General features: G+C 62.3%; 17 protein-coding genes. 9 read left to right on the top strand and 8 right to left on the bottom strand.

What is annotated here, in order from left to right; genetic code table 11:
- Positions 1–217 precede the first annotated feature (217 nt).
- Together AC3CBB_RS12520 and AC3CBB_RS12515 are read left to right on the top strand one after the other, a co-directional pair.
- Positions 218–4,279: a discoidin domain-containing protein gene (locus AC3CBB_RS12520; RefSeq protein WP_488624836.1), complete on the top strand. Its 4,062-nt coding sequence runs from the start codon at positions 218–220 to the stop codon at positions 4,277–4,279.
- Between the two features lie 132 nt (positions 4,280–4,411).
- Positions 4,412–5,833, top strand: coding sequence for an ApeA N-terminal domain 1-containing protein (locus AC3CBB_RS12515; protein WP_488624835.1), 1,422 nt, complete (start codon positions 4,412–4,414; stop codon positions 5,831–5,833).
- A 54-nt stretch (positions 5,834–5,887) separates the two neighbouring features.
- On the opposite strand, the gene AC3CBB_RS12510 is transcribed toward AC3CBB_RS12515, so the two are convergent.
- A complete protein-coding gene (locus tag AC3CBB_RS12510) occupies positions 5,888–7,048 on the bottom strand; it encodes a ComEC/Rec2 family competence protein (protein WP_488624834.1) in 1,161 nt (386 codons plus the stop codon).
- A 779-nt stretch (positions 7,049–7,827) separates the two neighbouring features.
- Here AC3CBB_RS12510 and AC3CBB_RS12505 point away from each other — a divergent pair.
- Positions 7,828–10,617, top strand: coding sequence for an AAA family ATPase (locus AC3CBB_RS12505; protein ID WP_488624833.1), 2,790 nt, complete (start codon positions 7,828–7,830; stop codon positions 10,615–10,617).
- 343 nt (positions 10,618–10,960) lie between these two features.
- On the opposite strand, the gene AC3CBB_RS12500 is transcribed toward AC3CBB_RS12505, so the two are convergent.
- The gene (locus AC3CBB_RS12500; RefSeq protein ID WP_488624832.1) at positions 10,961–11,614 is read right to left on the bottom strand and encodes an NAD(P)H-binding protein; all 654 of its coding nucleotides are present in this window, start codon (positions 11,612–11,614) and stop codon (positions 10,961–10,963) included.
- Positions 11,615–11,890: 276 nt separating this feature from the next.
- Here AC3CBB_RS12500 and AC3CBB_RS12495 point away from each other — a divergent pair, with 276 nt between their 5' ends.
- From AC3CBB_RS12495 to AC3CBB_RS12470, 6 genes are all read left to right on the top strand, one after another.
- The gene (locus AC3CBB_RS12495) at positions 11,891–12,049 is read left to right on the top strand and encodes a hypothetical protein (RefSeq protein WP_488624831.1); all 159 of its coding nucleotides are present in this window, start codon (positions 11,891–11,893) and stop codon (positions 12,047–12,049) included.
- Positions 12,050–12,051: 2 nt separating this feature from the next.
- Positions 12,052–12,870, top strand: a complete 819-nt coding sequence (locus tag AC3CBB_RS12490; protein ID WP_488624830.1) for an alpha/beta fold hydrolase — start codon at positions 12,052–12,054, stop codon at positions 12,868–12,870.
- Between the two features lie 147 nt (positions 12,871–13,017).
- On the top strand, positions 13,018–14,007 hold the full coding sequence (locus AC3CBB_RS12485; RefSeq protein ID WP_488624829.1) for an SLAC1 family transporter: 990 nt from the start codon (positions 13,018–13,020) through the stop codon (positions 14,005–14,007).
- Between the two features lie 37 nt (positions 14,008–14,044).
- Positions 14,045–14,920, top strand: a complete 876-nt coding sequence (locus tag AC3CBB_RS12480; RefSeq protein WP_488624828.1) for an aldo/keto reductase — start codon at positions 14,045–14,047, stop codon at positions 14,918–14,920.
- A gap of 53 nt (positions 14,921–14,973) precedes the next feature.
- Positions 14,974–16,155 (top strand): MFS transporter, encoded by a 1,182-nt coding sequence (locus AC3CBB_RS12475; protein WP_488624827.1) that lies wholly within the window; start codon positions 14,974–14,976, stop codon positions 16,153–16,155.
- A 151-nt stretch (positions 16,156–16,306) separates the two neighbouring features.
- A complete protein-coding gene (locus tag AC3CBB_RS12470) occupies positions 16,307–17,572 on the top strand; it encodes an SRPBCC family protein (protein ID WP_488624826.1) in 1,266 nt (421 codons plus the stop codon).
- 89 nt (positions 17,573–17,661) lie between these two features.
- Here AC3CBB_RS12470 and AC3CBB_RS12465 read toward each other — a convergent pair whose 3' ends face one another.
- The 6 genes from AC3CBB_RS12465 to AC3CBB_RS12440 all read right to left on the bottom strand — a co-directional run bounded on the left by AC3CBB_RS12465 (position 17,662) and on the right by AC3CBB_RS12440 (position 22,250).
- Positions 17,662–17,982, bottom strand: coding sequence for a DUF2510 domain-containing protein (locus AC3CBB_RS12465; RefSeq protein ID WP_488624825.1), 321 nt, complete (start codon positions 17,980–17,982; stop codon positions 17,662–17,664).
- 165 nt (positions 17,983–18,147) lie between these two features.
- Positions 18,148–18,270, bottom strand: coding sequence for a hypothetical protein (locus AC3CBB_RS12460; protein ID WP_488624824.1), 123 nt, complete (start codon positions 18,268–18,270; stop codon positions 18,148–18,150).
- 609 nt (positions 18,271–18,879) lie between these two features.
- Positions 18,880–20,211, bottom strand: a complete 1,332-nt coding sequence (locus tag AC3CBB_RS12455; protein ID WP_488624823.1) for an FtsX-like permease family protein — start codon at positions 20,209–20,211, stop codon at positions 18,880–18,882.
- On the bottom strand, positions 20,208–20,951 hold the full coding sequence (locus AC3CBB_RS12450; protein WP_488624822.1) for an ABC transporter ATP-binding protein: 744 nt from the start codon (positions 20,949–20,951) through the stop codon (positions 20,208–20,210). Before AC3CBB_RS12450 ends, AC3CBB_RS12455 begins: the two co-directional genes overlap by 4 nt.
- A gap of 16 nt (positions 20,952–20,967) precedes the next feature.
- Positions 20,968–21,681, bottom strand: coding sequence for an SDR family oxidoreductase (locus AC3CBB_RS12445; RefSeq protein WP_488624821.1), 714 nt, complete (start codon positions 21,679–21,681; stop codon positions 20,968–20,970).
- Positions 21,682–21,722: 41 nt separating this feature from the next.
- A complete protein-coding gene (locus tag AC3CBB_RS12440) occupies positions 21,723–22,250 on the bottom strand; it encodes a hypothetical protein (protein ID WP_488624820.1) in 528 nt (175 codons plus the stop codon).
- Positions 22,251–22,305: the final 55 nt, after the last annotated feature.

The raw sequence follows: 22,305 nt of genomic DNA, 5'->3' as shown, positions 1-22,305 counted from the left end.
GCGGGCTCCGCCGCCAGAGGCGTCCCTGTGCCGTTGTCGTCAAGCCGATGTCCACGCGGCTGCAACCGCGCCCGACAGAAGGTAGACGGTCATGCCCGTGCGCGCGTGTCCCCGTTGCGGCCACGTTGAGAGCGAAAAGACTTTGTGGATTCCCTTGACTGCCTTCGCCGTTCGTTTCACCATGTGACAACGCTGTCATGATCGGAGATGTTCAACGATGAACCCACCTGAAACACCGTCCCACTCTTTCGAGCCAACCCGCCGAGGCGTCATCGCAGGCGGAGCCACCCTCCTCGCAAGCTTCGGCCTCGCAACCGCAGCAGCGCCTCAAGCGGAGGCAGCAGCGCCGAAAACGAAGCCGGATGCGGGTCAGACCGACCTTGCCCTCTACCGTCCGGTAGCTGTCTCGTCGACCGACTACGCGCCGACACCAGGAAGCTTCGCCGTAGACGGGCTGCCCGGTTCCGGGGTCCGGGGTACCGGTTGGCGGGCCCGGACAGGCGATCCCCAGTGGATTGCCGTCGACCTACAAGCGCCCTGCTCGATTGCCGCGGTCACTCTCACTTTCGAGGCGACCCTCGAAGATGCCGCCTTCGACGGCAACTACTCGAGCACGTACGGCACGGAAATCCTTTCGAGCGCAGCAACCGCGTTCTCACTCGAGACATCGACGGACAACCGCACTTGGACGCCGGTGTACTCGACGACCTCAGGCGCGGGAGCGTCGATGGACATCACTCTCACGCAGCCAGTCACCGCCAGGTGGATCCGGATGACGGCGACGCAGCGATCTAACAGCAATCCAGTCGGCCTGAATGGCTTCCAGGTGTATGGCACCAGCAAGTCGACCCGGCCGACGGCCACCGGCTGGACTAGCTGGGGTTCACGGCACCTCACCCCTCCCGCGCTCAAGGTCTCGAGCGACGGAACAGTGCCCCTCGAATCAGGATGGGTGCTCACACTCGATGACTTTGTGGGCAAAGCTGGCGGGACAGAGCTGTCCATGACCGGAACCGACGTGGACACCTGGGTTCCGGCCACCGTTCCTGGCTCGGTACTCGGGTCGCTCGTCGAGCAGAAGCACTTTCCGGACCCCGTCTCTGGATACAACAACCTCGAGATTCCGGAAGCGCTCTCGCGACACTCTTGGTGGTACCGCCGCGAATTCAACGTGCCTCAAGGGTTGGCGACGGGCGCCGGGCGGCACGTGTGGCTCGAGTTTGATGGCATCACCTCCACCTCGACGGTGTGGGTCAACGGCGTAAATGTCGGTTCGACTCCGAACCCTTTCCGACGCGGGATCTTCGACATCACTAAGGCCCTTAAACAAGGAGCTGCACAGGCCGTCGCTGTCCAGGTCACTCCGATGGCACATCCGGGTACTCCGGGTGATAAAAGCAGTAACGGCAACACATTCGTTCAGGGCGGTCACCTCTACCTTGATTCGCCCACCTATCTCGCGGCCTCAGGATGGGATTGGATGCCCGCCGTCCGGGATCGTGGAGCTGGCCTGTGGGATCACGTCCGGCTGCGGAGTACCGGCAGCACCGTGATCGGAGACGCCCGTGTTGAATCGGTCCTGCCGAACTTGCCGGCTCTGTCCATAGCCGAGTTGACCATCACGGTTCCTGTCGCGAACGTCTCCTCGGCGCCCGTGACTGTCACGGTGCAGGCGGCTTTCGACAAAGTCAGCGTGACCAAGTCCGTCACGATCCCGGCGGTAAAATCCGTCGATGTCGTGTTCTCCCCGAAGGATTTCGCGTCGTTGCGGATCAAGAATCCGACGCTGTGGTGGCCTAATGGTTACGGCGACGCGAGCCTTCACACGCTGACTCTCACCTCGATCCAGAACAAAACAGTGAGCGATCAGCGGACCTCGAAGTTTGGCATCCGCCAATTCGGCTACGCATCAAACGAACCCGTCGTTGTGCCGCCGTCCTCTTCACCCACGTTCGTGGTCACCTCGGGAAGTGATCTTCCGGGCCAGGTCGTCAACTTCGCAGAAGCGAAAGCACGATACGTACGTGTCCAGATGGGCAAGAGAGCGACGGGCTACGGCTTCTCCCTCTACACGCTCGCCGTGCGGTCCAGCGCGTCGCCGACCGCAGACCTCGCTCTGCGGAGAACCGCCACCTCCTCCAGCGTGAGTGACTCGTGGGGAACAGCGGACAAAGCCGTTGACGGTGACACGACAACCCGGTGGTCGTCCGAGTACGCCGACAACCAGTGGCTCGCGGTCGACCTCGGCTCCACGCAATCATTCGACCGCGTCGAGATCGCGTGGGAGAGTGCCTACGCGTTGAACTTCATCGTCCAGACGTCCAGCGACGGAATCTCATGGCAGGACGCCGTCGCCATCGACAACAACGCGGCCCTAGGCGACTCTGCCACCCAAACCGAAAGCTTCGACAGTCAGACGGCGCAGTTCCTCAAGATTCAAGGAGGCGCACGAGCCACAAGTTACGGCATCTCCCTCTGGACCCTCGCGGCGTTCAACACTGCGACATCGACGAGTATTGACTTGGCAGCCGGTTCGACGGCGACCGCATCATCCGACGATGGCAATCCTGCAGCCAACGCCGTTGACGGCAACCCGAGAACTCGATGGTCCTCCTCCTATCAGGACAATCAGTGGATCCAAGTCGACTTCGGCAAGCCCGTCACCTTCGATCAGATCGCCATCGACTGGGAGCAGGCCTACGCCCGCGACTACACGGTTCAAGTTTCCAATGACGGATCGACGTGGAAGACCGTGAAATCCGTCAGCAACGTCATCACGCAGGTGACCATCAGCGTCAATGGCGTTCGCGTGTTTTGCCGAGGCGGAAACTGGGGCTACGACGAACTCCTCCGCCGAGCCGTCCCTGGCCGCCTCGAGGCGGCCGTTCGAATGCATCGCGACATGAACTTCACAATGATTCGCAACTGGCTTGGATCCAGTAATCGCGAAGAGCTGTATGCCCTCTGCGACCAATACGGCATCCTCGTCTGGAACGATTTCTGGGAAGCCGGAACGTTCCTGGACGACATTCCTGGATACGTGGACGCCGTAGCCGAGACGATCCGCCGCTACCGCACGCACCCGTCGATAGTTATTTGGTGTGGCGCCAACGAGGAGTACCCGCCCGCCCACCTCGACGCCGGCATGCGAAAAGCGGTCGCCGACAACGACGATGAAGTGCTGTACGTCCCAAATTCTGCCGGCGGCGTCGTCAGCGGTCACGGCCCCTACCGCGCTCTGGAGCCAGCTCAGTACTACGACAAGACGACCTACGACACCAACGCCTTTGGGTTCCACACCGAAATCGGCATGCCGGTCGTCAGCGTGACCGAAACCATGCAGAACCTCGTCGGCAAGGAGCAGGGATGGCCGATCAGCGAAGTGTGGAATTATCACGACTGGTCCGAAACGGCGAACCAACAGACAGCCGGGTACAAAGCAGCCATCGATACTCGCCTCGGCTCGTCGGTGACCCTCGACCAATTCAGCCGCCGAGCCCAGTTCGTCAACTACGACAACCACAGAGCCATGTTCGAAGCCTGGAATGCCAACCTTTGGAGCGACGCAACCGGTCTACTCCTGTGGATGTCCCACCCGACCTGGTACTCGACGGTCTGGCAGACCTATGACTACGACCTCGATGTCAACGGCGCCTACTACGGGTCTCGCAAAGGATGCGAACCCCTTCACATCCAAGCGGATCCGGTCGACTGGCGAGTCGTCGCCGTGAACCACACTCGCACAGCCCGGAAGGGCGCCCGGCTCACCGCGACCCTCTACGACCTGAAAGGCACAAGGCTGGGGTATCCGATCGCGCAACGTGTCGACGTCGCCGCTTCGGACATCGCAACCGCGTTCACCGTCCCCACGCCGAAAACCGCTCCGGCCCTTCACTTGGTACGGCTGGACATGCACGACTCCAGGGGGTCCCTGCTGTCGACCAACACCTATTGGCGTTATGCCAAGGCAGACGACATGACCGCTCTGACGAGTCTCGGCTCCACGCGACTCAGCATCAGCTCGGGGCGCACGACAACCGCGAAGGGAAGAACGTCCCGGACCGTGACTATCACGAACCGGGGGAAAACGGTCGCGCCCATGACGCGCCTCTCAGTCCGAGACCGGTGGATGAAACGGGTCCTGCCCGCCGAGTACAGCGACAACTATCAGTGGCTACTCCCAGGGGAAACCGCCTCCGTGGAAGTGTCATGGCCATCATCTGTCGCCGCGGTCCGGATCACCGTCGATGCGTACAACGCGCCTTCGGTGCAGGCCTGAAGAGCAAGGATGGAGCGAGCTAGCCATTGAGGACAGGTCCGGGCAAGGGAGGAGCCCGGACCGGCCGTCACCTCAGAGGCCGCCACCAAGGTAGGCCCACGGGACAGTCGCCTGTTGCGCCAGGATGGCGATGTGACCGAACTTACCTACGCAGGCGTTTGGTGGTTACCAGACGATCCCGATGACACTCAGCCGGGAATCCTGCGGATCGAACCCGACGGATCGTCGAACCTGGAACTTGTTGGCGGTTTCGATACGCATGAGCGCACGGAGTATGGCAATGGGCTGACGGGAATCGGATTCGGCTTCCGCGACATCCCCGTCGTCCACGGACTTTCGGAGGGCAAGTCCGTCACTCTGCTCAAACCGATTACGACAAGCAGTCGCGGGGATTTTGGCGAGCGACCCATTTTTCACCGAATGGAACCGCAACGAGTTCTCGTCGGCGTTCTCCTCGACGGCGTGGAAGATGAAGTCTTCACAGAAGCTGTTGTCCGCCTTGAAAATCTCACCTCGTGGGTCGGAACTGCTAACTTGCGTCATACCGTTCCGTGGCACGGCGAAAATGGGTTCGAAGCTCACATCGAGACGGCCGAGCCCCTGATTGCGGAGGACGATCGAGGGTGGAAGTACATCGCCGAGACGTCATCGAGCGGATTCCGCGCCCACTACACGAGGGCATCGACGACGCTTGTAGGGGACAACACCACGGTGCTCCGCGTCATCGCCTCACAACCTTCCAGGGCCTCGGACTTCGATCGCGTAGCGCTGGAGATGATGGACCTTCTCACGCTCGCCATGGGTCAGCCGTGCGGCGTCATCGCCATGCACCTGACTCTCGCGGAGAGCAGAGAGATCGAGCTGCCCGCCGAGGACGGCAACACCCGCCACGTTCAAATGCCAGTCCACGTCGACGAGTATGGACCGCGCGTCCACACCGCCGATCCGACCGCTGAGGCATCGAAGGGGCACAATGTTCGATTTTCCTGCCAGGACATGCCCTTCTCGCAGGTGGTGAGCCGGTGGCTCGCGTTGCGCCGAAAGACCGCGGCGGCATGCAACGTGTTCTTCGGCATGAGCTACTCACCCCAGGGGTATGTCGAGACGCGGCTTCTGACTTCCGCAGTCACCGCTGAGGCTCTTCATGGGGCACTCTACGGCGCCGAAGAGATCGAAAACCTCACCGGTCTCAGCCCGGAGGCCATCACGGGTATCCGCGAACAAGTTGGAGCGATTCTCGACGTTCCCGAGCACCGGCGTTGGGTACTTGACCGACTCAACGCCGCACCCAGCTTTCGCGACCGGATGGCGTCCTTGGCGAGGCATCCTGACGCTGAAGCGGTGAAAACGTTGATCCCCGAAATTGCGTCATGGACTCGACAGCTTCGCGACACGCGGAATGGTCTCGCGCATTCCGGTGGGACAGCGGCTGGTGGGGACCGCTTCTCGCTGATGTGGCATACACGAGGGATGATCGCGCTCGTATTTATGCATGAGCTTGGTCTATCCGCCGACGTCCAACAGCGGTCCGCAAATCTGTTGCGCCTTCCATAGGTCACGACGGAACGTCCTTCCCGCGACAGGCGTGGCTGCGAGGGATCCGACGGTCTACACGACGTCTCGTTCCAAGTTATGTGCCGATACGCACTGGGCGCCGGCATGCACAGCCGCGTGACCCTCAAATCCTTCGTCCCTGTTCGCGCCGGCCTGCGCAATGCAGAGGTCAGAGGCGGGCAGCAGGCCGTTCCACTTCGTCTGGGACCCATGATGCGGTGCAAGCATTACGGGATAGTGATCTTCGAGAGCGGAAGTCACAATCGGCATTGCGCTCTTCTCGCAATCGCCCATGGTCAGGACTCGTCGATCTCTTGAATGCATCACCAGGCTCAAAAGATTGTTGAACCTTTGCAGCTTCTTGGCGACCTTCCTCAGACGCCTCTCCAGATCGTCGTCGTGAACATCAGCAAATCGCCATGACGGGAGCTGCTCGTCATCATCGTCTTCCGGTAGAGGTTCTACAAATCCTTCAAAGGGCGGGAGGCCTCGCCGTTCACGTGACGGCGAGTTGAGGTCGACACGCGAGTCATGCCTAGATGTCGAGTCACGCACGGATCGATCGGAGTATCCGGACCACAAGCCGTGCGCGCGTTGCAGGGCGGCCTTCAAATCCGGCTCGCCTTTGTCCGCCAGCGTGTCCGCGATGTTCTTCACCTCGTCTAACGCATTTTTGACCGGTTTCAGGAAATCAGGCGAGACCTCCCGCGGCGGCCAGACGACATCCCACTCCCTGCCGCCAGCCTGGAATGACTGGCCCTCCCCAACCTGTTCGGGTTGGAGTACAACGCCGAGCCGCAACCACTCCTGTTGCAAATCCAGAGCGCGAACCCCATGGGTACCATTCAAAGTGATGAGGGCCATGAGGGAGCTACTGAGCCTCTCCACGCCTCGAGGCATAGCGGGATAAATCACCCTCATCGTCGGGTGTGATGAATCAGTGCCACCGAGGGCGGCGTAATCAGTCGCCAACGCTTTCAGCCCCATCCAATGATCCCGGTCGAAATGCGACACGACGAGTGCGTTCAGACAAACCAGGTCGGCGCCGAGGACGCGAACGAGTTTGTCTGCTTCTAAGCGGCCGTCCCCGGAGGGTCCGCCACAATCGAGAATCATCACGTCTCTGCAAACTCGCCCTTTCGGGCTGGTGAAGACGGAGCAGGCGCCATCTCCGACCGTGACCACTTTCATGTCGAATTTGCTGGTCGAATTCATGACGTCCATCCCCTCAATGAGCCTGACCAAAAACCTTGCAGCGAGAGACCCCCCACGCCGGCTTTTCCGACTGCAGTCTCCCAGCAGGTGGCTCCCAGAATCGAGAGTCTTAGAGGGTTTCATCGGGATCGGGTGCCCTTGCGCACCAGGGGTTCGGAGCCCTGGCCCCCTGGCCAGCAACCCGAATGCTGGCAAGGGGACCAGGGGGTCCAGGGCCTGGGACATGCCAGGCGGCTCGGCGGGCCGGCCTCGTGAGCGAGGATCCCTGCTGCTTCAGCTGGGGTGCTGAGAACGACCGTCTTCCGCTTATGCCTCTGGGTGCTGCGGACTTCCCAGACACCGCTTATGAAAGCCTCGCCGAGAACAAAGTACTGGCGACCATCGTTTGAAGAATCAGTAGAAACACCCAACTCCCAACCGCATCGCCGCAGGTTCTTGGAGCGGAATGGCGCGTGGTGTCCCGGAGGGCCGTCCGGTGGAATGGGTGGCACCTTGAGCCCAGCTGCGGCATTTTTTCCCGAATACTCAAGATGGACGTCGAGCGAACTTCCGCGCTCTCCCTGGGCGCGGGCAGGTATCCCGAGCCTTTGAGGTCCATGGGGCATTTACGGATCATCTGCTAGGCGGAAATATCTGGCCGTAACCGGCGTTAATGGGTGAGAAGATTTGTGCGACGGTTTGCCTGCGGTTGGGCGCGGAGACTTACCGGCAGCACTGCCACGAGCCACCACTCTGCGCCGCCAGGTCATCACCTTCGAAGCAACCAACGGAGCATCTGAGTGGATCAGGAAACGCGATTGCGCGGCGCGTGGCCGCAGCCAGAAATAGCCCTCCCCGAGGCCCGAGCGAAACTCCTAGATTCTCTCGTCGAACGAGCACAGGTGTCCGGCTCACGGACGCTTATCACCGGGGAGCCGGGCATCGGAAAATCGCTCCTTCTCGACCGTGCGACCACGTCATTGGAAGCAGCCGGCGTTGTTGTCCTCCGAACCCGTGGTGCCGCGCCGGAGATGGGTCCGCCGTTCCAGGGTTTGGCGGACCTTCTCTCACGTGTCCCCGACGACCACACAGCAGCACTCCCTGCACCCCAACGAGAAGCGCTGAGGACCGCCTTGGCGCTGCGTCCACCCGGAACCGTCCTTCCATCCATGGCCCTCCCGCTGGCTGTTTTGCACCTGCTGGAAGCCGCGCAATCCAATGGACACGTAGTTCTGGCAATCGACGACTTCGGAAGCCTGGACGCTGAAACGTCCTTCATCGTTCGTTACGTAATGCATCGACAGGCGGCGACGAGCCGCGTCGCTCTCCTCGCAACCTCTCCCAAACGCATTCTCTTGTCGGGCGAGGAGGATGCCTTCGACCGACGCCTCTTCACTCTGGATGACGTCATCGAAGTGCCGGCGTTCGACAGGGCCGACATGTCACAAATGCTTGCGACCAAGTGCGGCGGGCAACTAACCGCCTCACAAGAAGACGCGGTCTTTGCGGCCACGGCAGGAAATCCGCTGTGGACGCTGGAACTCGTCGCCACCTTGGGGGAGGCGAACGGGCCCTTCTCCGCAAGCGCCCAACTCCCCGGATCCATTGCGGAGGTGGTGCTGAATCGGGTCCGCCTGCTCGCACCGCCCGTTCGTCAGGTCCTTGCCATTACCGGGGCCGTTGGTCGCATAACAACGGACGCCTTAGTGAAGATCACCCCAGGCTCCGAATCTGCGGTCATTGCGGCCATCGACCAGGGCGTCTTGGTTGTGGCTGGCGCCGAAGCTCGGGCGGCGCATCCCCTTCTTGGTATTGCGGCCCTGGGCGACATCTCCCTCCGAGAGCGGATGCGCCTGCACAGGAATATTGCCAGCGCGGTCGAGTCCCTGTCTCTTCGCGCCCACCACCTGGATCTGTCCGTGCAGCCGGGAGCCGCCGAAGACGTGGCGGTGCTGTTGTCGGAAGCCGCGGCTGCAGCCCGAGCTATCGGCGCACCTCGGGCAGCGCTTGATTTCGCCGAGCGGGCGCTACAACGGACCTCGCGGGAAAGCGGCGAGTGGGAGGATCGGTGCGTTGTGGTGGCTGAAGTCTCATACGCTCTGGGGAATTTTCGCCGGGTGATCGAGGTGCTGGCACCTATTGATGCCCGAACTCTGCCGGTGACCCTCCTCGATCGGGCGCTCCCGCTGGCGTTTGACGCCCGGCATCTGGGTAGGGATCGCGGCTCCGTCGACTACGGAAATCAACTTGTTGCGGAGTTCGACGGCCTGCCGCTGCAAAGAGCCATGGCGCTGACCTTGGCAGCCGACTCGCAACTGGTGCGAGCGTCCACGAGGGCGAGTCTTGCCGAGAGGGCTCGACAGGACCTTGCCCACGAAGATGGCGCGTTGCTCACACGCCATAGGGGCCTAGGTGTCATCGTGCGGGCAAAACTTGACCTTGGCGAGGGGCTTGACCGGGCATTGATCTCCGAAAGTCAAGACCTGGAGAGCAAGCTTCGACTCGTTGGGCAAGACAGCAGCGCCGAAACCATGCGTGGCTTCTTCAGCTACGAGGTAGACGACCTCGAGACTTCCCGCCGGGCACTTCAGGGGCTCATCGAGACGGCAACCGAAACCGGCGAGGACCTCTACCTTGCCCACTTCTTGCTCCGATCGAGTCTGGTGGAGATGTACGCCGGAAGGGGCCGCGCCGCTCAAGGTGCCCTCAGCGCCTTCAACGAAATCGGTCTTTGGGAGGAGTCTGCGCCCCTAACAGTTACTCACGTGCGTGGTCTCGCCGCGATCATGGACGATGATTCAGCGCAGTTGGATGCCGTCCTCGCCACCCCCCATGGCCCAGGAGCCCCATGGGCCGGTGAAATGGCACGGCTGGCTCTGCGAGGCATCTATGAAGCTCGCCACGAACGGTGGGACGCGGCTCTGCCTCTTCTCCGACGAGCCCGAGATATCGCGGCGGAGAATGAAATCAATGAACCCTCACGCCGACTCTGGGTAGATAAGTACCTCGGCAAAGCCCTGGTCGCGGCGGACCGACTCGACGAAGCGAGAGACCTAGCAGATCACTTGAACGACATCGCCCACCGATCAACGCGACCGTTTGTTTCTGCGCAGGAGGCGCGCCTTCGGGGACTGATCGCCTCTACCGAGAATGACCTTGACGCCGCGATAGGCCACTTGGAGACGGCAGCGACACTATCCGCCGACTCCGGCTTCAAAATCGATCAAGCCCAAATCCTCACGGAACTGGCCCGCGTCTATCGCCGAAAGAAGGCTCGGTCCCGGTCGGCCGAGTTGCTCACGCAAGCCCAATCGATTGCCTCGGGCACAAGAGACCGCATCCTGATTGCGCAAATCCAGGACGAGATGTCGGTCGGGTCGGGTCCACGCCGCGGAAACGCTTTAACTGCTTCAGAAATTCGAGTAGCCAATGCAGCCTCGGACGGCGCGAGCAACCGAGAAATTGCGGCCTCACTCTTTACCAGCGTGCGGACCGTAGAATCCCACCTCTCGTCGATCTACCGCAAACTCGGCGTCAGGTCACGTGCGCAGTTGGGCTCCGTTCTCGCGCGCGACCCGAGCCGACGCTGAGGCAGCAAGATTCCGCGAGGTCCCCTCACCCACACGCCTACGTGAGCGATAGATCTAAGAGAAGCACGGTGGCTTGTTCCTCAGGCTTCGCTTCGATCGCTTCGGGGCTAACGCGCACCTCGACCCACTCGAGGGTCACCTCACCCTGTGGATGGAATTACTCACGGGTCGCACTCTTCGCTCTGACCCGGAGCAAGGTGCGGGGCCTCAATCCGTCTTAGCAAGGTCCTGAGGGGGGCTCCACGCGCCTTGTCGAACCCGATCACGGGCCCCTCGACTCCACCGTCGGGAGGGCCGACTGGTCATCAAGAGAGTCCTTGGGGCAGATGAGTTGCTGCCGTGGTCAGTTTGAAATGGCTGACAGTGCCTGATCCAAGGAGGAGCTACCTGTCGTAATTTCGAACTGCCTACGAGAAACGTCGCGACTCGATGCCAAGCCAACGAGCACCGCCGCCACGTCGGAGCGTGTGATCCCACGTCGCGGAACTCGATCTCCGGCCTCAAATAGCCCAGACTCAGCTTCGTCCGTCAGCGCATCTGGTCGGACGATCACCCAGTCCAACTCCAGATCCCGCACGAACGCGTCGGCGTCGGCTTTCGCGTGCAGGTAGATCTGGAAGCCGTCTTGCGACCCGCGTTCGTAGTCGTCCACGCCGGCGCCTGACAGAAGAATGAACCGTTCGACACGGGCTTGGAAAGCTGCTCGAGCGAGCAGGATCGCTCCGTCTCGATCCATGGTCACTGATCTCTCCACCGTGCTTGAGGGGCCCGAACCCGCTGCGAAGACGACCGCGTCCGCGCCCGTGAGCGTCTGAGCCACTTCTGACACGCTGCTGTTTTCAAGGTCGACGACGACGACTTCCACCCCCGCGGCCTCCAAATCGGGTCGCTGAACGGGATCCCTGATCAGCGCGACCGGGACGTGCCCAGCCTCGATCAGCTTGCGTTCTGCGATCTGGGCGATTTGTCCGTGACCGCCTGCGATGACAATTCTCATGTTTCGTTCTCACTCTCTGTTCTCTTCGCCTGGCTGAGGGCTCCGGTCGTCTCGACCAGCCGGGAGGGGGAAAAACTTCAACGCTTGATCGTCGACCACCATGACGACCCAAAGACCTATCAAGGCATTCCTGTCGTGCGTTCCTGCCTCAGCCAATTCAATTGGAAGCTCTAGAACTGAAGCTAAAGGTCGGCAGGCAAGGCATAGCTGTTCCCGCCGGGATCATGTTCGTGCTGGGGACACGCGCGCGCTGACGGGCCCTCCTAGCTTTGGCCCATGGCAGACGGATCGGAACTCGAAAGGCGGGTCACTCTCAGTGACATCGCCGAGGAGTTCACGGGCGACTTCGCACGGATGAGGTCGTTCCTGAACAGCGGCGACGCCGCCGCGTTCGCTTGCCTTCCCACTCCCCACTACAACGCAAGCAGGAGATGACCATGCCCTACATCACCACGCCCGACGGCGTCGAAATCTATTACACCGAGCAGGGCACCGGACAGCCGGTCATCCTGGCTCACGGCTGGCCCCTCAGCTCGGACGCTTGGCAGACGGAGATCAAGCTCCTCAGCGACGCCGGCTATCGAGCCATCGCACACGACCGTCGCGGCCACGGCCGGTCGACGAAGACCTTCACGGGTAACGACATCGACACGTACGCGAAGGACCTCTCAGCGCTGGTCGAAGCCCTCGACCTGAAAGACGTCGTCGTCATCGGCCACTCCACCGGCGGCGGCGAGGTGGTCCGCTACGCAGCCCAGTACGGAAAGGGACGCGTCGCCAAGGTCATCACCGCCGGCGCAATCCCGCCGCTCATGCTGAAAACCGACGCCAACCCTGAGGGTCTGCCCATCGAGGTGTTCGACGAGATCCGCGCCAACGTCCTCAAGGACCGCTCGCAGTTCTGGTTCGACCTGTCCGAAAGCTTCTTCGGTGCCAACCACGGACGGGACGTCTCATATGGAGCCAAGATCGACTTCTGGCGTCAGGGAATGATGGCCAACCTCTCCGCCGCCTACGACTGCGTCAAGGCGTTCTCCGAAACCGACCTGACCGAAGACCTGAAGGCGATCGACGTGCCGATGTTCATCGCCCACGGATCCGACGATCAGATCGTCCCCATCAAGGACGCCGCCCTCAAATCGGTCGACCTCGTGAAAGACGCCACTCTCAAGGTTTACGAGGGTGCCCCGCACGGCATTCACGGCGACTACCAGACAGTCCTCGACCAGGACATCCTCGCGTTCATCGCGAAGTGACCCCCTCGGGGCATCGGTGAACCCCTACCCGATGCTCCGAGGCGGATGACGGGGGCGGGCGACGGGTGGCGTCCGCCCCCTGTGCCGGGCAGCAGCAAACAGCGTTACCGACTATCTCCCATCGAGGACCCACAGAAAAGAGCCACCATGGCGCCCCCAACCGCATCGCAAGCGCGGCTACCCCTGAACACCTTCAGCATCGCGTTTGGGTTGTCCGGCCTGGCGGGCACGTGGACAGCGGCGAACTCGCTCTTGAACTCTCCGAGAGTCATCGACGAGATCCTCTGGATTCTTGCCGCTGTCGTCTGGATTTCCACGATCGTCCGCTACGTCAGCGCCGCGGGCAATGCCCGCAGCGTGATCAGTGACTTAGAGCACCCCGTTCTCGGGCCTTTCGCATCTCTTGTCCCCGCGACAGGCTCACTTCTCAGCGCCCATCTATTCAGCATCGCGCGCACGCCGGGAACCGTGGGAGTGTGGATCTGCTTCGTCGCGACGGTCGCCTTCGGCGTGTGGTTCATCGCCCGTTTGATGTCAGTTCCGCGAGAGGCAGGAACTCTTCACGGCGGCTACCTCCTGCCGACGGTGGCAGCGTCCCTCATTGCCTCGCAGTCGTTGGCTACCGTCAACTTCCCCAACCTGGCGATCGCAGTATTTGGCGTCGGCCTGCTGTTCTGGGCGCTCATCGGCAGCATTTTGCTAGCCCGATTCATAACCGGCCCCGCGATCCCCGATCCCCTCCTTCCCACGCTCGCCATCTTTTCCGCGCCGCCTGCTGTCGCCGGTAACGCATGGTGGGCCATGAACGAGGCAACCAACTCGACCGAAGTGACGCTCCTGACAGGGGTCATGGTGGCGCTCCTCATCCCACACGCGTTCCTCGTTCGCCGCTACGTAGACCTACCTTTCGTCGTCGGCTTCTGGGCGCTGACCTTCACCACCGCAGCCAGCGCCACGTTCAGCATTCGGGTCTTGAGCCTGTCGAGTGGGCCATGGGTAGCACCCCTGTCCTGGCTCATCGTCGCGGTCGCAACCGCGATCGTGGCCACAATCGGCATCCGCACGATCGTGGGGGACCGGCCGCGTTCACAGCACCTCACCACCACGACCGAACAGCACGCCTCGCCCGTCTCGTAAGCCCACCCCGACCCACCGCTCGAACGAAGGAACCATCATGACCACCACAACCCCAACCCAGCCCAACGCATCTGCGTCCGGAACCTTCGTCATCGGCGGTGACCTGCCCGTACACCGTCTCGGCTTCGGATCGATGCAGCTCACCGGGCCCGGAGCTATGGGAGCACCCCGCGACTTGGCGGGCGCCCGATCCGTGCTGCGACGAGCTGTCGAACTTGGCGTCACGTTGATCGACACGGCAGACGCCTACGGACCTGGGGTACCGGAGCAACTCATCGGCGAAGCACTCTTCCCCTACCGACGAGACCTCGTCATCGCGACCAAAGGCGGATTCATCCGAGGCAACCGCGGTGAATGGATCACCGACGGTCGACCCGTGCACCTCAGGCAGGCTCTCGAAGGAAGCCTCCGCCGCCTGCGCCGAGACACTATCGACCTGTACCAGCTCCACCGCATCGATCACAAAGTGCCCTTGGCCGAGCAAATCGGGACCCTGGAGGAGTTCCGTCAGGCCGGACTGATCCGTCACATCGGCTTAAGCGAAGTCAGCGTGGCGGAGCTGCGAACCGCGCAAACTCTTGCTCCGATCGCGACGGTTCAGAACTTGTACAACTTGGCGGAACGTCACTCGGAAGAGCTGGTCACATTCGCCGCCACCCACAACATCGGCTTCATTCCGTGGTTCCCTCTTGCGACCGGAGGACTTACGACCCCGTCCGGTCCCCTCGCCGATATTCAGGCACGAACCGGCGCGACGCCTTCCCAGATCGCCCTTGCCTGGCTGCTTCAGCACTCCGCAACCATCCTGCCTATCCCCGGCACGTCGAGCGTCGACCACCTCGAGCAGAACATCGCCTCATCGCACGTTCAACTGTCCAGCAGCGACGTGCAGCAACTCGACCGGGCCGCGTGATGGCAAAAAATACTCCGCAGCTGGCAACAGCTGCCCTAGCAGGTGTTGTTGTCGTGTCGGTGGCCGTCGCCTTCGCCGCTGGAGCCGGTAGCCCTCTGTTCGTCCTGTACCAGCGGGAATGGGGCTTTCCCAATTGGCAACTGACAACGGCATTTACGGTCTACGCAATCGCACTCCTCATGACGCTCCTCGTCGCGGGATCCGTGTCCGATTACATCGGTCGCCGGCCCGTCCTCATCGGCGCTCTAATCCTGATGATGCTCGCCAGCGGACTTTTCCTCGTGGCCGACGGAATTGGCTGGATCATCGCCGCCCGCGTCGTGCAAGGCATCGCCACGGGTGCTGCGACGAGCAATTTCACGGCCGCAATCGTCGAACTCTCAAGCGAACGGCGGAAGAGCGTCATGACCGTCGTCACCAGCGCCGCACCAGTCGGAGGCCTCGCCCTCGGAGCTTTCGGAGCCGGAGTCGCGGTGCAGCTGACGTCCGACCCGACGCTGGTTCTGTTCGCCAGCCTCGCCATCCTCTTCGTCCTGGGTATCATCTCGGTCCTCCTCGTGCGCGAAACAGCGGACAGGCGGCCCGGCGTCTGGCGCACCCTCAAACCTCAGCTCCAAGTCCCCATTACGGCGCGCGCCCAATTCATCAGCCTCGCCCCGTTGGTCGCAGCCGGATGGATGTTCTCAGGGCTGTTCCTCGGGCTGGCCCCCTCATTAGACCGATACGTTTTCAACATCACCAACGCAGCACTGAATGGTGTAATCGTTGCCTTGCAACCCATCTCGGCTGCAATCGCCGGCCTAACCTTCGTCCGATTCAACGCCGAACGTTCCACTCGCCTCGGGGCGTTCCTCGTGACCGTGGCGGCGATCGTAGCCGTCGCGGGCATCAGCTCACACAACCTGCCGCTGCTGGCTGCCGGCGCCGTCATCGGAGGAACCGGACAGGGGGCAGGCTTCGGCTCCACCCTCCGAATCCTCGGGCCCCTTGCACACAACTCAGAACGCGGCTCTCTTTTTGCCGCGGTCCTTCTCATCGCGTACGCGGCCTACGGCATACCAGTTCTGATCGGCGGAATTGTCAGCGGAGTCGTCGGGTTGGAAACGACCGCCACTGGCTACGCAGTCCTCGTCGCGCTCATCGGAATCACATCGATCGTCAGCTTGGGCCGACACAAATCGGCGACCCGCGACCCGGACGCCATCACCGAATCGCCCGCACCCATCTCTCGTTAGCGCGTCCTTTGGTACCAACAGGCCCCTACCGATCCCATATTTCACCACCTCCCGCACCATCCGAACACAACCCGCGACGCCGAAAGGCGCCACCAACGAAAGAAGGCATGATCGCAATGGAAATCATCATCATCGACAAGGCGGCCATCTGATGGAACTCCCGCGCCTTCATGTCGCCCGCGTAGCGACTTTTAACGAGACGGCCGAACAAGTCTGGTCCCGAATCGGGAACTTCTACGACGTTTCGTGGATGCCCGGAGTCGACCGCGTCATCGCCGACCAGGCCACCCAAATCCGCGAGGTCTACCTCACGGGTGGCGGCTCCAGCGTCAGCGAAAAGCTGCTCTCAGAAACTCCCCGCTCGCACACCTTCACCTTCACCGACCCTGGCGCGCTCCCCGTCAAGGACTACCTCGCCGTTCTCCGCGTTCACGAGGACGACGGCACATCCGTCGTCACCTGGACAGCAGAATTCGGCGCCCGAGACGCAACCGACGAGTCCGCCAAAGCCCAAATGGCGTCCTGGTACGAAGCGTGCCTCCAGAACGCCGGCGGGACACTCCTGGTGCCCCTGTCGCTGGAGGTATTCGTCAGTGACTACAAACCCATCGGGGCGCCCGTGCCCGAATGGGACCAGAACCAGCAGGCGACCTGGCCCGCCAGCACCGCGACGCTCATCGCCGGAGAGCGCGACGCCGTCCTCATCGACGCACTCATCACAGTTAACGAGGTAGACCAGCTCGTCGCGTGGATCGAGGGAACCGGTAGAAATCTCACGACCGTGTACGTCACCCACGGGCACGCCGACCACTTCCTCGGTTTGCAGGCGGTCCTTCGTCGCTTCCCCGACGCCGTCGCCGTCGCACTGCCCGAGGTCATTCCCTTCGCTGACGGCCAGCTCACCGAGGGCTACCTGGCCTACTGGGAGTCGCTTTTCCCCGGACAGCTACCGACCTCGGTCGTTGGGCCCAAGGCGCTGGAGTCGGTGTACATCGACCTGGAGGGACACCGCCTCGTTCCGGTCGCCGTCGGACAGAGCGACACGGACCCGTCCACGGTCGTCTACGTGCGCGACCTCGATGCGGTCGTCGGTGGGGACGTGGCCTACAACGGCATCCACCTTTGGTTGGCTCAGGCAGACGCCGAGGCAAGAAAAGGCTGGGCCGAGGCGCTAGACATCGTGGAGTCGTACAGCCCGGCCTGGATCGTGACAGGCCACCGAGACCCGTCGTCGGCCTCGGATGCCGGTCCGATCCTCATCGATTGGACCAGGGGCTACCTCCGGGACTTCGGTGCCAACGCGGAAACGGCGTCGTCGACGGAGGAACTAGTGGCGATGATGTCCGAGAAGTACCCGTCGCTGGGTAATCCGTACACGCTGACGGCGTCCGCCGCCGCGCAGTTCACGAACGCCTAGGAACAACAACTCATGGCGGGCGGCAGTCGCTCCGACTGCGTGCCCGCCATGAGCCCCGGAACGATGATGAGTCTGGTTAGTCAAGCGATCTAGTTACTCGCTGACGTCCAGCCCTGCCCATTCCACCACCGGTAACCGACACCATCGAAGGGATCCGGATACCATCCGGGTGGCACGACGAATGTCGGTTGTGGCGGAAGTTCTGGGTAGGAATCACCTGGCGAAGTCGGCGGCGAATACGGGTAGTAGGGTTCGTCGCCAGGTCCAGTTTCCGCTGCGTAACCGTAGTCATCGCCGCTGCTGGTGGGAAGGCCATGGCGCAGGATTCGGAACGCCTGACCCAGGTTTCCGGATGCGGCCGCTTCGCGCGCGGCAATGATGTTGCTGGACGCATCGTTCATGCTCGGCATTGAGCACCTCCTTGTGACTTTCAGCGTCTTCTCATGCGGGCCTCGTGTCAAGAGCACAGGCGCAGCGAAGCATTGGTACCTCGCCCGCACAGCCGCTCGTGGGCGGCTCGGCCACCGGCGACTTCGACCTCAGGATCCGTGGGGCTTTCTGTGTTGTAAGGCTTATCAGGGTTTTTGCTGGGACTGAGAGACGAAGCCCGTGATCTTGGCGCCATGCTGAAGCGTCCAGGCCGCGGCCAAATTGAGCGTGGCAAACGTCTCGCCAAGCCCGCTTGTTGTGGTCGTCACGACATGAGGCGTAAACCGCGAACTCCCAGACGCCGCGTCGATCGACGTTTATCCCACTTCATCGGCGCAGTGGGCACGTCCGGCACGACCGGGGACTCCGAGACTGGCCTGAGCATGGGATGCGACCGTGCCTGACTCATCAGGCCGATCATTGTCTCGATTCCGCCGCAGCTTCTTGGCGATGATTTGGCGGTCTGACGGGTAACACACGTCGAACACGTGGATCCTTCGCCGGTCATAGATATCGACGGACTTCTGATCTGCATCGGCACGGGTTTGTACACCAGCGCCGTTTGGGCGAATCGGCTAAGCCTCTCCCGCGAAGGAGACGCCAGGCGTTGATAACTTGGGCATGTCGAGCGTCCGTGTAGGGTGGCGGATGGCCAAAGTCATCTCCTACGCGCGTCACCTGGCCGTCGTTGCAAGATTGCCGAGCGCCAGCGAGTGGAGTGCGTCGCGACGAGCCTTGACCGCGCCGGGCGATCCGCATCGCGATGGATTCCGTGGCCCTTGGTGGGGTCGTGATTTCGACGATCGTCATCGCACTGGTCGGCTGGGGTCGCCACCTTGCGTGACCCAGGCGACGAAAGATAGGTCTCGCTGTCTTTGTTAGCCGTCGATCGACAGGGCGCGGGGAACACTTCTCCGCATCGAATAGATGGCCGGCGCAACCGTCGCGACGAGAAGGATGGGCGCCGCTACGGCCGCCACCCATCCCGCGTCGGCCGTGCTCAGAACGGCATGTGCCCTGCTGGAAACGGCGCCGAGTCGGGCGCCCTCGATGAGAGAACATATGCCGATCACGACGACCGCGAGTCCGGCCGCTGAGACCAGGTTGATGATGCACTCCCAAATGGTCACGGTGATGAGGAAAGTCGGTGTCCCGCCGGCGGCAGACGTCAGAGCCAACTCCCGAGAGCGGGCTTGGCTGGACATAAAGGTGGCTGCAGCTGCGCCGATGAGAGCCATGAGGATCGGCCCGCCCAGAATCAACTCAAGTCCTGTTGCGGGCGCGCGCCCGCCGCTTGCGGCTGTTGCCAGCGTGTCGTGCCCTGAATCCAGGGCCATGGGAACGGCGAACGCGACGAGCAATGACACGGTCGTTCCAGTGTTTCGGGCCGTCGCCTGGCGAACTGCCGCTCGGGCCATGAAAAACGCGCCTGAGGCGGAGGGAGGAACCAGGCCGGTCCAGCCCGTCGTGACGGCCGGGACAATCCACGGGGCAAGGGCAGATACGAGGCCGATCGACAAGGGGCCGATGAAGAGCACCTGCGCGCCCCCGGTCCTCAGTGAGCCCGGCAGGCTCACGACCATTTGCACCAGCAGGGCCGCGATGCACGCCGCGATGAGAATCCGCACCCAAAGGTGCGGCGAAGATTGCCGATGACCATTCGTAATCAGGGCCACGGCCGGCGTGCGGCCCGCGCGATGTGCGGCGCTCCTGCCCGTGAACACCAGGAGCAGGGTCACGGATCCCATGACAGTCAGAGCCGACACCAGCGAGAGGTGCGAGTTGACCTGGCCGACTCCGGCGATGGTTTCGACATTTCGTTCCACGATCGACGGTACGAACGCCGCAGCGGCGGCGACTCCGATGGCAGAGCCGAGGAAGCTCACGACTGCAAGCTCAGCGGTCACGACCTGGCGGATGGCGGAAGGTGCCAGGCCCACCACTGACCACAGTCCAAAGGATCGTTGCCGCAGGGCGACGTGAAGTTGCATCGACGACCCGGCTACCACCGAAACAGCGAGGATCGTGAACACGATGACGACGCCGCTAATAGAGGCGAGCGCCAGGCCGGCAAGTCCTCCAGCTCGGGCAGCAGCCAGGATCAGGGACGCGGGAACCGCGAACGTGATGCCGCCCCCGACGGCGACGGCGAACGCTGAGATCCACAGCCTGACTGTTGCCCGCAAGTCTCCGGCAATGAGTCGGATCATGACGAATCCGAGTCCGCGTGCCGCAAGGGTTCGAGGGCAGAGAAGATGGCCGTCGGAGTCGGGTTGCGAAGACGCTGGACGATTTGGCCATCGCGGAGGACGAAGGCAGTATCCGCTCGTGCAGCAGCATCGACATCGTGAGTGACCATGACGACGGACGTCTCGTTCGACGCTCCTTCTCGCAGAAGGTCCAGCACTGCTGATCCTGCGGCGGAATCGAGCGCGCCCGTCGGTTCGTCGGCGAAGATGACCGCCGGGGTGCCCGCGACGGCGCGCGCGATGGCGACTCTCTGCTGCTGACCACCGGAGAGTGTGCTGGGTCCGCGCTCCTCAAATCCTGCCAGGCCGACTCGGTCTAAAGCGCGGAGGATGTTCACTCGGTCGGGTCGTCTCCGCGCCAGGCGGAAGGGAAGGGCGACGTTCTCGTAGACGCTCAGAGACGGAATTAGGTTGTAGGCCTGGAACACAAATCCGATTCGGTCTCGGCGGAAGATCGCCATGCGTTTCGCCGTCAACGCCGCCAGATCCACTCCCTCGATGAGCACGGAGCCGGTCGTCGGGGACTCTAAGCCGGAGAGGCAGTACAGGAGTGTGGATTTACCTGACCCGCTAGGGCCGACGATGCTGACCATTTCCCCTTTGGCGACTGTCAGGCTGATGTCGTCGAGTATGTGGCTTAGCCCGCCGTCGGCGTCTCGGACGAGTTTTGACAAGCTTGCCGCCACGATTAGGTCGCTCATGTGTTTGCTACTGCCTTCACTCTGTCGCCTCGGATCGCAGAGCCGGGTAGAGCACTCCAACGTCCGAGGAGAGCCCTTCTCGTACGCTTCGAGTCGTTTCGTCGGCGAGGACTTCGTGAGCGCCCGCCTCAAGGCCGTCGTAAACGTCGGTGACGACCTGGGCGGGGCTGTTCATCTCGGGAAGGGCGAGGCCGTCATTCATTGGAGTATCGGTGAAGGCGAGGTAGGCGCCGAGAACTTGGACTCCTTCTGGTGCCAGTTCGAGGCGAAATGCGTTCGTCGCCGCCCACAACGCGGCCTTGGAGACGCTGTAGCCCTTGCCGATGGCGAGCCAGCTCAAAACTGATGCGACGTTGATCACGGCGCCAGCGTGGGCTTTCAGGGCGGGGGCGAAATCGCGGGTGACTTGAATGGCCCCGAACAAGTTGGTTTCCATCTGGTCGCGGATGTCTGCCAGTGGCCCTTCGGTGAGCGAGCCGCGGCGGAGAATGCCTGCGTTGTTGACGATGATGGTTACATCCGCGGCCTGTTCTGCGGCAGATCTGATGGACGCGGGGTCGGTGACGTCCAGCTGCAGCGGGACGATTCGGCTGTCGCTCCATTTGCGAGGCGTGCGGGCAGCCGCATAGACCTTGCTTGCGCCTCGATTGAGGGCTTGTTCCACGAACTGCTGTCCGAGTCCGCCGTTGGCTCCCGTCACGAGAATGACGGCGTTTAGGAGTGAAGTCACGAGATGTCGCTTTCGTCGAAGGGGTTGTGGAGCTGAAGGAGTCAGTCCTGGAGGTCCGGGGGAACCGGCGCACCCAAAGCGCGAATCAGAGCTGCCAGTTCCGAGGACAGGTCCCGACCGACTTCGGCGATCTCGGGGCGTTCAAAGGAACTGAACTGGAGGTGCGGCAGTTCGCCGGTAAAGAGCACCGGGCTGCCCTCTGCTTGAGTCAGTTCCACACGCAGGGGTGCGTAGTTCATGACCCGAGGATCGTGTCGGAACATGCGCTCAGCGGTGACGTGGTTGCCCATCAGATAAGCCGTGCAGAGGGAAGTGTTCCCGGCGAGACGCATCAGCGGCGACGCATCGTTTCGCCAGTACCGCAAGAATCCGAAGGGCGCTTGCGATCTGGTCCATTCAGCGATGTCGTGCCAAGACGAAGTCGCTCTGGCCACCTCCGTCAGGTTGTCCACATCGAGTTGAGGAACGAGAGACTCGTAGAACTCGCGTGCCTCATAAAACTCGAGGGGCACCGGCGTTGAGAAACGAGACGTGGGGTACTCGCGGGTACCTAAAATGGCGGCTTCCATAAGCCCCTTCCTTGCCTTGACTAGCAGACGTTTCGAGACACAAGGCTGACGGGTT

Source organism: Frondihabitans sp. OV104 (genome assembly GCF_057787745.1).
Note: the sequence above shows the minus strand (reverse complement) of the source record. Positions and strands in the feature narration are given on the sequence as shown.

Coding starts and splice junctions, on each gene's coding strand:
- AC3CBB_RS12500 (WP_488624832.1), bottom strand. CDS start 11,614: ATGAGAATTGTCATCGCAGGCGGTCACGGACAAATCGCCCAGATCGCA.
- AC3CBB_RS12455 (WP_488624823.1), bottom strand. CDS start 20,211: ATGATCCGACTCATTGCCGGAGACTTGCGGGCAACAGTCAGGCTGTGG.
- AC3CBB_RS12465 (WP_488624825.1), bottom strand. CDS start 17,982: ATGCCGAGCATGAACGATGCGTCCAGCAACATCATTGCCGCGCGCGAA.
- AC3CBB_RS12470 (WP_488624826.1), top strand. CDS start 16,307: ATGGAACTCCCGCGCCTTCATGTCGCCCGCGTAGCGACTTTTAACGAG.
- AC3CBB_RS12510 (WP_488624834.1), bottom strand. CDS start 7,048: ATGAATTCGACCAGCAAATTCGACATGAAAGTGGTCACGGTCGGAGAT.
- AC3CBB_RS12485 (WP_488624829.1), top strand. CDS start 13,018: ATGGCGCCCCCAACCGCATCGCAAGCGCGGCTACCCCTGAACACCTTC.
- AC3CBB_RS12450 (WP_488624822.1), bottom strand. CDS start 20,951: ATGAGCGACCTAATCGTGGCGGCAAGCTTGTCAAAACTCGTCCGAGAC.
- AC3CBB_RS12440 (WP_488624820.1), bottom strand. CDS start 22,250: ATGGAAGCCGCCATTTTAGGTACCCGCGAGTACCCCACGTCTCGTTTC.
- AC3CBB_RS12490 (WP_488624830.1), top strand. CDS start 12,052: ATGCCCTACATCACCACGCCCGACGGCGTCGAAATCTATTACACCGAG.
- AC3CBB_RS12495 (WP_488624831.1), top strand. CDS start 11,891: ATGGCAGACGGATCGGAACTCGAAAGGCGGGTCACTCTCAGTGACATC.
- AC3CBB_RS12480 (WP_488624828.1), top strand. CDS start 14,045: ATGACCACCACAACCCCAACCCAGCCCAACGCATCTGCGTCCGGAACC.
- AC3CBB_RS12520 (WP_488624836.1), top strand. CDS start 218: ATGAACCCACCTGAAACACCGTCCCACTCTTTCGAGCCAACCCGCCGA.